The 12,724-nt window shown below is 68.4% G+C and carries 11 protein-coding genes and 1 riboswitch; all 11 genes read right to left on the bottom strand.

Features of this window, described 5'->3' with window-relative positions; translation table 11 throughout:
* Window positions 1-53: 53 nt before the first annotated feature.
* Window positions 54-293: a type II toxin-antitoxin system HicA family toxin gene (locus VM221_05180; GenBank protein HUT74216.1), complete on the bottom strand. Its 240-nt coding sequence runs from the start codon at window positions 291-293 to the stop codon at window positions 54-56.
* A 19-nt stretch (window positions 294-312) separates the two neighbouring features.
* A complete protein-coding gene (locus VM221_05175; protein HUT74215.1) occupies window positions 313-528 on the bottom strand; it encodes a type II toxin-antitoxin system HicB family antitoxin in 216 nt (71 codons plus the stop codon).
* 188 nt (window positions 529-716) lie between these two features.
* Window positions 717-1,466 carry a creatininase family protein gene (locus VM221_05170; protein HUT74214.1) on the bottom strand — a complete coding sequence of 250 codons (750 nt, stop codon included), beginning with the start codon at window positions 1,464-1,466 and terminating at the stop codon, window positions 717-719.
* A 173-nt stretch (window positions 1,467-1,639) separates the two neighbouring features.
* On the bottom strand, window positions 1,640-4,255 hold the full coding sequence (locus VM221_05165) for a hypothetical protein (protein ID HUT74213.1): 2,616 nt from the start codon (window positions 4,253-4,255) through the stop codon (window positions 1,640-1,642).
* Between the two features lie 10 nt (window positions 4,256-4,265).
* Window positions 4,266-4,652, bottom strand: a complete 387-nt coding sequence (locus VM221_05160) for a carboxypeptidase regulatory-like domain-containing protein (GenBank protein HUT74212.1) — start codon at window positions 4,650-4,652, stop codon at window positions 4,266-4,268.
* Between the two features lie 13 nt (window positions 4,653-4,665).
* The gene (locus VM221_05155; protein HUT74211.1) at window positions 4,666-6,486 is read right to left on the bottom strand and encodes a carboxypeptidase regulatory-like domain-containing protein; all 1,821 of its coding nucleotides are present in this window, start codon (window positions 6,484-6,486) and stop codon (window positions 4,666-4,668) included.
* An 85-nt stretch (window positions 6,487-6,571) separates the two neighbouring features.
* The gene (locus VM221_05150) at window positions 6,572-7,480 is read right to left on the bottom strand and encodes a DUF11 domain-containing protein (protein HUT74210.1); all 909 of its coding nucleotides are present in this window, start codon (window positions 7,478-7,480) and stop codon (window positions 6,572-6,574) included.
* 228 nt (window positions 7,481-7,708) lie between these two features.
* Window positions 7,709-7,783, bottom strand: a riboswitch (cyclic di-GMP riboswitch).
* A 226-nt stretch (window positions 7,784-8,009) separates the two neighbouring features.
* The gene (locus VM221_05145) at window positions 8,010-8,663 is read right to left on the bottom strand and encodes a PEP-CTERM sorting domain-containing protein (GenBank protein ID HUT74209.1); all 654 of its coding nucleotides are present in this window, start codon (window positions 8,661-8,663) and stop codon (window positions 8,010-8,012) included.
* Between the two features lie 138 nt (window positions 8,664-8,801).
* A complete protein-coding gene (locus VM221_05140; GenBank protein HUT74208.1) occupies window positions 8,802-10,490 on the bottom strand; it encodes a glycosyltransferase family 39 protein in 1,689 nt (562 codons plus the stop codon).
* A gap of 31 nt (window positions 10,491-10,521) precedes the next feature.
* The gene (locus tag VM221_05135) at window positions 10,522-11,154 is read right to left on the bottom strand and encodes an EpsI family protein (GenBank protein HUT74207.1); all 633 of its coding nucleotides are present in this window, start codon (window positions 11,152-11,154) and stop codon (window positions 10,522-10,524) included.
* Window positions 11,138-12,025 carry an exosortase/archaeosortase family protein gene (locus VM221_05130; protein ID HUT74206.1) on the bottom strand — a complete coding sequence of 296 codons (888 nt, stop codon included), beginning with the start codon at window positions 12,023-12,025 and terminating at the stop codon, window positions 11,138-11,140. The genes VM221_05135 and VM221_05130 overlap by 17 nt, the downstream gene beginning before the upstream one ends.
* Window positions 12,026-12,724: the final 699 nt, after the last annotated feature.

The raw sequence follows: 12,724 nt of genomic DNA, 5'->3' as shown, positions 1-12,724 counted from the left end.
GCCTATATTCTTCCACATCGCCGCGCGGCGCGAGGGTGACGGCGGCCTACGCCTCAGCGCACCGTTCTTCTCCCCAGCAGCGCGACAAACCCGTCTATGCTCAGACCTGCGTCCCTGATGAGACGGCGCAGCAGACCCTTGTCCAATTCGCGGTGCCTCGGCACCGCGAGAGTCGCGCCTTCGCCTTCCTTGTCGAGCGCAACATGGCTGCCCACCTGCCGCCGCCTTACCCAGCCAGCTTTCTCGAACGCCCTGATGGCCTCGTCGCCGGAGATGACTGGTAGCCGGGCCACTACTTGTGCGCCTCGGGCCTCACACTAGCACCTCGACGGAGCGACGCTTCTTGCTCTTCTCCGCCTCGCGGCGCGCCCGGTCATTCATGGTAAGCAGGCAGGCGACGATAGCCTCGCGGATGTTGGCGAGCGCTTCCGCTTCCGTCTTACCCTGGGTGTGGCAGCCGGGGAGCGATGGACAACTGGCGATGATGTAGCCACCCTCGCCCTCTTCCAGGATAACCGTGAATTCCATGCGCGTCTCCTCAATGGTGCGTTGTCCCTGCGAGACTCGCACGCCTCTGGCGTGGCCGAAGCTGCTGCCGGGGCGCGAAGCGTTACTGTTTGTTCGGCCTCAAAGGTGTCAAGTCCTCTGTCGCCGCGTCTCCTGCGAGGGACACATCCCACTTGGCACCCGCTTAGTCGCCGCTCCCGGCTCCCGTCCTATGCCAGCAGCTCCCGCACCTTTTCGCCGACGCGCCGCACGATGGCCTCGACGCCTTGCCGACCGTACTCCGCAGAGGCGAACTTGCGCGGGTCGCGTCCGACGACGCCAATCAGGTCCTTGGGGTCATCCCCCGCGGGCAGGCGGCTCAAATCCACCAGGTCGGGCCGCAGCGCCAACATCAGCGAGGTCTCCCATGCCGCCGCGTGATCGCCCGCGTCGGGGATCTCATCCCGCACCAGCTCGTAGCCCGTGCACGCCCACGCCCGCGACTCGCCGTCCAGGCTGTATAGCTCCACCGCCGCGCGAGCGTGCTTGAGCAGCGGATAGTGCCCGGCCATGAGCACAATCGCCCGGAACCCCAGGCTCTGCATCTGAAACAGCACGTGTACGAGCAGGCGCACGTAGCGCTCGTGCTCCTCCAGGATCGAGGCGAACATGTACCCCGGCGCGAAGTTCTCCGCGGGCAGGACCATCTTCTCCAGGAGCGGCCCATGGTAGTGCTTGAGCGTCTCCATCAGGTGGCTCTCGCGCGGTTCGCCGAAGAACAGCGGCGGCATTACCAGCCCACCGTGCGCCTGCGCGCACTTCATCGCCAGCGCGTGGATCTTCACCGTGTCCAGCCCCACGCAGTTATGTTCGCCGTGCCACTCCACCCCGCCCAGGGCCACGTACACCACCGGGCACGCGCTCCTCGCCTCCACGATCTCGTGCGGCAACATCTCCTCGTAGCGCACCTTGCCAGCCACTATCACACCTCCTGTCGCTGCGGCCGCCAGGAGACCCTGGCGCCCATGGCACGTACACTACGCCGCCGACGGCCCTGACTCCTGGCGGCGATGTGCAGGGCAGCGCGCGAGACCGCGCCCGGGGAGGTTCCACCGGGGACAGCCGCGCGCGGCGGCGTGATGTCTCGTTGAGGTCAGAACTTGAGCCCGAGCCGACCGCTGATGGTCTGCGCGCGGTAACTGTATCGGGGATCCGCCGAAATGCCGGCGGTCCGCCGCCAGTCAAGCGTGAAGCTGAGGGCGTGCGCCAGGGCCACTTCCCACCCCAGGGCAACGGCGCGCCTGGCGCTTGCGCCGGAGTGGCCGGAATTGCGGCTCATTTCCCACTCGGCGTACGCCTCGTGGCTGCCGCCGAGGGCGCAGCTCAGCCGGGCGCGCATGCTCGAATTGGCCGTGCCGCGAATGCCCAGCACGGCGGCGGCCACAGCATCGTCACCGGTAGACGCGGCGAGACCTGCCGACTGCGCGTCATACCCCGCGCCGAAGTCGCCGCTGGTGGAGCCGCTCATGCGGCTGTAGCTCAGATCGAGCTTGACCCCGGGGCCGAACGGCCCCATCGTCGCCCCCAACGAAGTGATGTTGTTGGAGCACCTGCCACCGGCCCCAAGGTAGGCGAGATCCTGCCGCGTGAACTGCCCGATGAGCGCGAAGGACGCGGCGGGCTGCCACCACATGCCCAGGCTCACGGCGCCGCTGTCGGTGTCGGTGCCGTATCCGCCTTGGCTCATCTGGGTGTCGTAGGCGAGGCTGAGCGACAGGTCGGGCCTGAGACTGTGCCGGATGCTCAGCAGCTGGCTGCGATTGGTCGAGCCAGGCAGGCGCCGGCCGTCGGCGGCCAGGGTCTCGCCGGTTGAGCTTGTGCGATAGCCGACACTGATCGAGGTGTTCGCCGCCGGGGCGTACTCAACAGCCAGGCGCCGGCTGTCGGCGCTGCTGCGGCCGCCGTCGTTGATGTTGATGGCGCTGCGGGCGAGATCACAGGTGACGTTCAGCGCGGAGCCCGGTCGGTACCAGAAGCTGAGGGCGGCGCCCGTGCCGCTGCCCGCATAGGGCAGGGCCCAGTCACCCGGGGCGAGGGACGAGAGGCCGTCGGCCAGGGCCGGCTGCGCAGACGCGGGCTGCTCGCCCTGGCGTCCGTAGGAGTTGCGGCGATAGGCGGCCTTGATGCCGTACACCTCGCGCTCATAGCCCAGCGTCAGCAGTTGGTTGCCACTGTTCTCGTGCACCGATTGGGCGGCGTCGAGGACGCTCCATGATCCGGCGTACGACAGCGACGGCCACCCTGCGCGCCGGAAATCGAGGCTGAGCTCCCGGCTGCGATCGCGCACCAGCGGGCCCGACGCGTCGGTCGCCTGGCAGTAGGGCCGGCGCTGGTCGCGCATGCCGGCGGAGAGGTGGAGCCCGGCGGCTGGCTCGAAGCCCAACTGCCAGTCATAGCCGCTGCAGCTCTGCTTGAGGCCGGCGGACTCAAAGGGCGCGAAGCCGGCCCCGGAGCTGCGCACGTTGGCCGCCAGCGTCAGGCGATCCCACTGGCCACGAGCGCCCAACGCCACCGCCGCGCCCGAGGAGCCGGGCGCGCCCGCGCTCTGCGCCAGCTCCGCATCGAGCGCCAAGCCCGCCGCGGTGTAGTGGGCATCGAGCGCGACCAATGACCGGTCAGGGGTGGCGGTCGGCGCGGCGCCGGACACGCGGTAGCTGACGATGATCGAAACTCCCACCGGCACCGGCCCCAGGAACATGATCGCGCCGGTCGCATAGTCAATGTGGTAGTCGCGCCCGGATACCTGCAGTATTCCGTCCAGGCGCACCCGCTCACTGCCCGGCTCGATGGGCCGGTGGCTCAAGGTGAACGGACCTGGCGAATTGGCGCCGAGCCAGCGGTCTTCGCGCTGCGCGGAGGCAGGGTCACCGACGCCTCGACGCTGCAGGGTAAGATAGGTCGCGCCGATTCTCAGCGCCGGCGCGACCGGGTATGCCGCGCGCAGCCCGATCAGCGTGCCGGACAGACTGCCTGGGGCGTCGTACTCGTAGCTGACGACGATGCGCGATGTGGGCGGAATGATGAGGGCGGGCGAGAACTGCAGCAGTCCCACCTGGTAGTCAATGCTGTAGTCGCTGCCGCGCCGCATGGGGCGGCCGTCAATCTCTATGACTTCGGAGGCGTCCACCACCGGGCTGGCGGCCAGGTAGTAGGGGCCGGGCGAATTGCCGCCGTAGAGCGTGTCTGTGCGCAGCAGTGGTTCGCACTGCGAGGCGACCAGGTTGAGCGCTCCGCGCGGGAGCTTGCTCTCGACCTGGATGCCGCGCAGGCTGCGGCGAAAGCCGGCGAGCAGGGTCTGGTCGAAGGCCACCGTCAGGTCGCCGACGACGACGGCGGCGTCGCTGCCGTCGAAGGTGAAGGTCAGCCGCTGGTGACCGGCGCTGAAGGGGCCGCTGGCGATCGCCGCGTCCACCCGCAGGTCGGGCAAGAGCTCGCCGTGGATGGTGAGGTCGGTGCGATGCTCGAAGCCGGCGGACTGCGAGTAGTTGTCCCAGCGGTAGGCGCTGCGATTGGCCTCGGAGCCGGAGACGCTCTCCTTGCGGAAGGTCAGCGAGTCCTGGCCGATAACGGACAGCGACGCCGGCCCCAGGCGTACGTCGGCCGCGCACAGCGGCCGCGCGCTGACCATCAACGCCGCAACCGCCAACGCCAACCCCAGCAGGCCTCGCGCCCTGCCGCCAGCCCTCACTTGCGCCCGCGCAACTCGCAATGCCGTTTACCTATGGAACCGGGGGCGGCGGCGGGCTGTCGGCGAGGAGGATGTCGGGTAGGGTCGTGACGCCGGCGGCGATGTTCAGGATCTCGGTGTGGACCGAGTAGCCGGCCGCTTCGACGGTTATGGTGCGGGCGCCGGTGGGCACGCCCGCCAGTTGAAAACGCCCCTGCGCGTCGGTGGTGGTTCCGATCGCGGCGATGGCGACCGTCGCGCCCTGCACGGCGCGGTCGGAGGTCATCTCGCGCACATACCCCTGCACGACGGCGGTGGCGGGGGTAACTCCTCCCCCACCCCCGCAGCCGGGCAGCGCCAGCGCCGCCGCGGCGCAAGCGATGGCCGCCAGCGCCGACCGCGCGCGGTGATGCTCGATCTTTCCTCGCCAGCCCCTCACGCTGCAACGCCCCTTAACGCTTGAGAATGATCGTCCGCATGCCCTTGACCGCCTGCCCCTCCTCGGTCACCGCCGAGATCGCGCACAGGTAGGGGCCGTTGGCCATCATGCGTCCGGAAGAGTCCGTGCCGTCCCAGGTAATCATGTTGGTGCCGGCCGCGGCCCTGGCCCCGCGCGCCAGCACCTTGACCGACTGTCCCGCCAGGGTGCGAATCTCGATGTCCACCGCCGCCGGGCTCGAAACATCGTAAGCTACGGTCGCGCCTGCCGCTCGCCCCACCATCTGCTGCAGGTTGCCCACCTGGAGTCGCGCCCACGGCGTGGGGTCAACCTCGATCTTGAAGTGGCGCTCGCCGCCGCCGGCGCCGGTATTGAAGACGTAGGAGCCGGTCGTCCGCATGTACTGCCGCCGTTGGGCGTCAACGTCCACCAGGGTGATGCGGTAGCGGTCGGGCACCTCGGACAGGTCCGGCCAGGTGATCTCGGCGCGGGCGTCAGCCAGGTCCGAGCGCACCACGAAATCCCACTCCGCGCGGCCTGCCGCCGGCGGCCTGAAATCGGTCGCCAGGTCCGCGGCGGCGGCCCGCCCGTCGCCGAAGCTCAGATCAACGTAGGGCGACAGCCGCGGCGGGGTCTGCAGCTTACCTCGGCCGTCGCAGGAGGCGGCGTTGGCGTCCACCCCCATGTAGTTGAAGCTGTCCCGCATCTCGCCGACGCGCGCGACCAACTGCAGGCTCCACGCCGGCGCCGGCTGAACGCTGCGCGTCGCCGCCGTGGCGCTCTTCGCGGCGGCGCCGGGCGGCGCAATCATCAGGTCGCAGTTAACCAGCGCCCGCACCCAGCACGCCTGCCACACGGGCAGGGTTCTGCGCGCCCCCGGATATGCCGCGTCCATCAGGACGTATTCGCCCGCGGCGGGGTCGTAGGTCCACGCATAGGGCCGCACCCAGTTGTTCTGCGCCGCCGTCTCCAGCGACACCGTCTGGCCGTTGGCGCGCACCTCCACCCCCGCCCACTCGAGGTCGGCGCAGAACGGGTTGCCCACCATGTTCCACCCCGCCGTCAGGGGCACGGCGTAGGGCCGTCTCTCGTCAAGCGGGGTGCCGGGCTGGGCGACTCCGAGGACGTCCCCGGGCCCGACCTGTATCCAATAGCCCAAACCGGGCGCGGTTGCGGGGAAGGCCGCGTCCTGGCCGTAGTAGACGTAGCGGCCGCCCGTCTTGTCGGGCACCCACCGCGCGGCCTTGAGGCCCGAGGCGCGCCCCAACGCCGCGCCGAGGTCGGGGCTGGCGAAGCTGAACGGAAGCGCTGCCATGTACAGCCCGCGCGGCCACGATTCCGCCGCCGGCGCCCGCGTCTCGAGCGCGACGGCGGGCGTATCGGGGCCCACCGTGATCCCCGGCAGCACCTCGGGGACGCGGCCGTCGGCGGTGATATAGACATCGTAGGTCCCGGCGGCGAGACCGGCCAACGCATAAGTCCCGGCGATGTCAGTCACCGTGGTGGCGGTGACCGCGTCCGCTTTGGTCGCGTTCTTGCTCTTGGCGTCCACGCGCGCGCTGCGCACCGGCACGCCGTTTTCGTCCTTGACCACGCCCTTGATCGAGTGCCCGCTGGTGACGTCCGTAGCCGCGGCATTCGACAGCAGCGTGTGACGCCCGTCGGCGAGATCGTAGCCGAGGGCGGCGGTATTGACGATGGTCGTCGCCGCTCGCGCACGTCCGGTGGGAAGCGATACCTCCACCACCAGCAGCAGGGCGGCAATCGCGACCCACCATCCGCCGCTGGGGCGGGGTTTGCTGCCTGCGTCCTGCGAGTATCGCCAGCCTGTCATGCGAGATCCCAAACCTGGGGTATCTATCCCGGGGCCCTGCACGGAGCCGGGCCCCGGGATGCTTGCCAGCTTGCCAGTCGCTCTGCTACTTGACGGTAGCGTCGAAGGTGATAGTCCCGCTAGCGCCGGCAGCCACGCTGCCGAGACTCACGGTTAACACGCCCGCGGCGACCGTGACGTTGTCGCCGTCGGCGGCGTCGGTCTTGGCGGCGCCGTTGACCTTGACGCTGTTGGCGACGTAGGTCACGGCGGACGGTACGGTGTCGGTCAGGACCACGCTGGTGGCCGCGGCGTCGCCGCCGTTGCTGTAGGTGATGGTGTAGCGAATCGTCTCGCCCGGCGCAGCCTGTGCCTTGTCCACGGCCTTGGTCAGGCTCATGGCGGCGGCCTTGACCGTGGTCGAGAACACGGCGGACGCCTGCTTGCCGGCGTCGAACTGGGAGGTGGCGCTGAAGGTTGTGGAGTCAACCGTTCCGCCCGCGGCGCCCGCGGGCACTGTTGCCGCGACGAAGCACTTGAAGGCGGCCTCGGCGGCGATGCTGCCGGTGGTGGACGCGAGATTCGTCTCCCCGGACTGGTGCACGCCGTCATTGGCGGTACCGCCGCCCGCGCCGTCGTCCTTGTAGATGGCGACGGTCCACGCGGGACTGCTGGCGGAGGCCGCCGTCAGCGAGAAGGTGTCAGGGCCGTTGCCCTTGTTGGTCACGGTCGCGGCGTAGTAGAGGACCTCGCCGCTCTGGCCGTCCTTGGCGCCGGTCGCCGGCGCCACTTGGACGGCGGCGACGTGGCTGACCGTGGTCGTGGCGGCGCTGGAGTCTACCGTCGGCTGCGGCTGGCCGCCAGCATCATTGAAGTTGAGGCTGGCCGTATTCTGGATGACGGTGCCGGCGGCCGTGCCCTGGGCGTGGGCGGGGGGTGCGGCCGCGACGGATAGAACCAAACACAAGGCCGCCAGCCCGACTGCTCCAGGGCTCGCGGCGTTCAGCCAACGCATCTCAGTCACCTCCTGGGGTGTCCGTTCCGGTTCCCCCGCTGAGCGGACGGCTGAGCGTCCCCCGGGCGCAACCGCCCGACTCGCGCTTGCCGTCTCCATACTGCCGGTAAAGGAGGTGCTGATGTATTGATGCTGCTTGAGTTGGTGCTATGAAAGCTGCCTCTGGCAGCCAATCGCCAGAGGCAGCTAGGACACTACGATAATTTGCGACGGTCCCGTGGTTCGCTGTTTGGCAACCCGGCTGACTCGGTGAGTCCCGTGGTTTTGCGTCCCCTCCTCACGAAGGGTTTGCCTTTATCATCCAGCAGTAGTGGATCAGTTATCTACGGTCGAGGGAAACCTCCGTGCCGGGTCTTCCCCGGCATTCGATCCGTAGGTATTATTCCACATTTGACGGCGGCGGCCGAGAGGAACCCAAGGAGCGCAGGGCCGATGAAAAGGCACGAGCCCGGCAGGTGATGCCGGGCTCGTAAATCGTCCATCAGCGGGCGGGAGCAAGCCCCCCCGCGATTGGGGCGCCGGGCGGTCTCTACTTGCGGCGGCGCCGCAGACCCAACAGGCCGGCGCCGCCCACGCCCAGCAGCACCAGCGAGGCGGGTTCGGGAATGGGCTCCCCGATGCGCGCCCAGAAGGTCTGCGGAGATGTCGCGCCCGGAGAGGAGTCGATCGCCACGTGCACCAGATAGACGAAATCGTCGGCGGCCGGCGTGCCCGACCAATGCGCCCAGAAGTTGGTGCTGTCGGTTTCGCCTGGATTAACGTACGAATCCGGGCTGCTCCCCCGCCAGCCGAACGCTCCCCAGCCCGGATTGCCACCTGACGCCGGATGGGTTTCCCAGCCGCCGTTGATGTCCCAGCCGGGGCGCGTCGTGTACGGCGGGTTGGGCTCCCCGGCGTAGTAGTTCGGCTCCTGGGCGGTGCCAACCCCGAGCTGGTACACCACCAGCGCCTTGACCCCGCCGTAGGTGGGATCAAGCGCTCCGTACACCGGATCGGTCGCGCCCGGAATCACGCCCAGTTGATAGGTCCAGGTATCGCTCCCCGCATCGAACACCGGCACCACCGTCACATAGTCGACCGTCGTCGTCTGGCTGTAGTAGTCCGGCCACGGATCGGCGCCGGCGGCAGTCACGCACAGGGCCAGCGCGACGACCAGCAGCGCCACCATCAGCATTCCTCTCATTTCAGCCTCCCCGGAAGGACCATCTTTGCCCTTGCTTGATTGTGCACAACGAGTGCCGACTGCAATACCAGCAAGAACCGTGCCCAGAAGGGCTAGTACTGTAGGTACGGTGCACATTTTTTCGGCCTGGCGCCTGCCTCAAGGCCGGTCGCTGCCCGCTGGCTCTGGCGGCCCGACCCGCCCCCCGGCAGCGGCTTCCTCCTTCAGCAGCACCAGTTCCCCCGGCGGCAGCGTCGCCGCAACCTCGAAGCCGGGCGGCGGGGTGCGCCCGGCATAGAGCCGCTGCCACAGCAGCGGCTGCTCGGACGCAGGGTAGGAGCTCAGCAGGGTCGAGAAGTAAATCGCGTCAACGCCGATGCTCTTCTGCACCGCCTCGAAGTCCTCACCTGCAAGTGGCAGCCACACCGCCAAGCGCCGGGCGTGCCACGCCACCGCCCACGGGGCATCACTGACCACGACCGCGTGTTTTCCAACCAGCCCCCGCAGGTAGTTGAGATTGGCGCGGCTGGGCAGCGCCTTCGGCTGCGGCGTCGCCCACGAGACGAGGGCGGGATACGCCGCCAGCGCCGCAAACAGCACCACCGCCACCGAACGCCCCCGACTGGTGCCGATCCACTCGCGCACCAGCGCGAGGAAGTACCCCGCGCAGAGCACCGTTATCAGTGGCACCAGCACGAAGAACGTCTCGGCGGTGGGATTGTGCAGCGCGCCGATCGCCACCATGAAGGCGGTCAGCATGAACACCGTCTTGCGCGCCAGGTCCGGCCGCGGCGCCCCCAGCCGGCGCATCATGGCGATGACGAAGAAGGCCACCACGTAGAGACCTACCAACGGCGGTAGGATGCGATAGGCCGACGCCAGGCCCAGGATCGTTTTCTTGACCAGCGGCCGCGCGCTGTCGAGCACGAGCGCCGGCAGCTTCAGCGCGGAGGGGTCGGCGCTTCTGAGCAACTGGTATCCGGGGTGGGCGCTGGTGAACATGACCAGTTGATAGCGCTCGAGGGTGAAAAAAGGATCGCCGGCGACGCGGAGGTTGCGCACCCACCACGGCGCCATCACCACCACCAGCCCCACCGCGAACCACGCCAGATGGCGCCGCCGACGCTCGGGCTGCATGTAGTATGCGCCGATCAGCGCGGGAACGACCAGGGCTATGGTGAGATACTCGGTCAGCCAGCACAGGCCCAGCACCGCTCCGGCCGCCAGGCTGCGCCGCCGCGAGCCCGGGTTGGTGTAGAGCAGATAGACGACGAGCGTAAGCAAGAACGCCCACAGCGTGACGTGGAGGCCGGACACCGCGTAGCCCAGTGCGCTCACGCTCAGCGCAAACAGGACGGCCGCCAGCACGCCGGTCGCGCGGTCAAACAGCTTGGCCCCCAGCAGGTAAACCAGGGGCAAGGTCGCCGCGAAGAAGAACGCCGATACCGCCGCCACCACCAGGTCGGTCTCGGGCAAGATGATGAAGACCAGGCCGAGGATGAGCGGGTGCAGCGGCGCATGGAAGAGCTCTGGCGCCGGCAGGCGATGGGACAGGCCGATCGCCGCTGGCCGCAGCAGCGAGGTGACGTATCCGTCGCCCGCCGCCAGGTGCCTGCCGATCTGGGCCAGGTCCATGGCGTCGCTGAGGTAGAGGCCGCGGAAGCCGCGCACGAACTGCAGGGCGAGGGCGGCCGCGCCGGCGCCGATCCACAGCAGGTGCACGACGACGGTGCGGCTCCACGCCTCGATCGCATCGGCGCGCCGGGGCACGACCTCGTCCCCGCCGGCGAGCCGCGATTGCTTCCGGCGCTCGCCTGCCGGTGGTGGTACCGCTTGCTGGTTGGACACGTCGCAGCCTCCCTGATGATGGTCCCGCGAGCTAGGGACGAATGGCTTCGCCCACATGGGGGGCGAGACGGGCGAGCAGGTCCGCGCCTTGCCCGGTGGCGGTCGCGGCATCGCTGACCACGGGCACGGTCAGGCGCACGAGCGCACCCGCCGATGACCGCTGACGCGCGCGATCCATCACCAGGTAGAGCTGATGCGTGACCCAACTGGCGCTCGACCGTTTGCCCTGCAGGTAGTAGTAGAGCACCACCGCCTGCTGATCACCGCGTACGAGCAGAAACCGGTTGACCTCGATGCGGCTGCGGCCCGCGGTGGCGAGCTGCAAACGGGATTTCTCGACGATATTCCACCCGCCGCCCAGCAGGCAGAATCCGGGCGAATGGAAAGTGGTCTTGCGGTGGCCGTAGATCACCGCCAGGTACGCCGGCAGCCCGTGGGCGCTGACGTACTCCCGGTTGAGGTAGTCATCCGGCTGCAGCATCTCGAGCGTCCCGCGTTCGAGCGGGCCGAGGTCGCGCCCGCGCCATTCGCCGATGCGCAGCGGCACCCGCTCGACCACCACCGGGCTCGGCGGCCGCGCCACCGGGCGCGTTGCCCAGGCCGCCGCCTGCGCAGCCAGTAGCAGCCCCAGCATCGCTATCGCTCGTCTATCCGGTGGCCGCATCCGACTTCTCCGCGCCCGCCCCGCCGAGCACCCCACCCAGGCCCATGGCGCGGCCCGTCGCCAGCAGCCCCGCCAGCGCGATCACGAACACCAGCATCCCCGAGGCGCCATGGAAGAAGCCCTCCGCCGCCCGGGCGCTGACGAGGGTGGCGATGAGCAGGATGATGACGATGCGCACGACGTTGGCGAGCAGCGCCGCCGGAACGCCGCACGCGAACAACACCGTCCGCTTCCACCGCGGCCCGCGTGCGAGGTGGGCGATCAGCGCCGCCAGTGCCAACAGCGCCACCAGCGTCTTCATCCCGCTGCAGGGCGCGCCGACGCTAAAGGTGTAGCTCGCCAGGTGGAGGTCAACGCCGGCGCGCGTCACGGGGATGCCGAACAGCCCGATCAGCATCGCGGCGTACTTGGCGGACAGCAACTGCATGGGGAAGCTCAGGAACTCGACCAGGAGGTCCGGCCACGGCACCATGAACAGCAGGAACGCGCAGGGGAACGCCGAGGCCCGCAGCACCCCCCAGCCGCCAAAGTAGAGCACCTGCGCGCCGATCATCAGCACCAGCGACAGCGGCGGCAGGAACTCGACCTCCATCCAGCGCCCGCCGAGGTACATGACCAGCGCCACCCCCGCCCACGCCAGGCCTGCGGCGGTGGCCCCGCCGCGGTACGCCCGTGCGATCCTCGCGCGGTCGAGCCATACCAGATACCCGGCGATGGGGAGGATCAGGAACCCGTGCGAGGCGTTATCCTGGGTGCGCCACGCCTGCACCATTTCCGCCGCCACAGGAGCGTAGAGCCACGCGCCGGCGGCGACTACGGCAAGCGTGGACAACGAGGGAATCCTCAGACGGGAGATTGCGATGGACATCATGTGGCACAGCCGCCCCCGGCTGTGATGTATCACAGCGACAAAAGGACGCCTCGCTCAATAGTGGCAGCAAGAAGTATGCCAGCACTGGAGAAACGCCGCAATTCAGGACGGGCGAAATCAGGTCGTGTGTCACGGAAATGCTAGGCTACGGCACGGCCTCCCCCCTTTGATTCCGCGGTGCTAGTGTCCTGGCCCTTGGCTGATTCGAGTGTGCGGTACTGTGTGCTCCGTCGCTTGGGCGAAGGGGCAGCGACGCACGAGTGGGCACATATCGGGGACGTACTGAGGCATCCGGCTGAGAGCAGGAGACTATAATCAAGAATGCATAAACACCAACGAAGAAGAGTCGAAAGTACGCCAAAACCGATCTGCCCGGCGGCACGATTCGCACCCACCCTGGCAACTTACCATTCCACGCCTGTTCCTGTGCCAAGTAGGGACGTAGCGATGCTTGCCAGCCTTGCCGCTTCAGGAGGTAGCGAATGTAAAAGCCAAAGGCGATAGTCCCTATGATGGCAGCCCAGAATGCTGCACGGCCAGGCAAGCTTCCTTGATTCGTGCGAAAATGAAGAACTATTGAGTCTCGCATAATACCTTATATAGTTCAGGATAGAGTCCAGAGTGTTTGAGGAAAGCGAAAGCCAGGTCGTCTGTGCGCCGCACCCGCCGGATGCCGCGTCGCACTTGTGCCTCCAACTG

The organism is Armatimonadota bacterium, from assembly GCA_035527535.1.
Taxonomy (GTDB): domain Bacteria; phylum Armatimonadota; class Hebobacteria.
The sequence above is the reverse complement of the archived record's forward strand: the minus strand, read 5'-3'. Positions and strand labels throughout refer to the sequence as shown.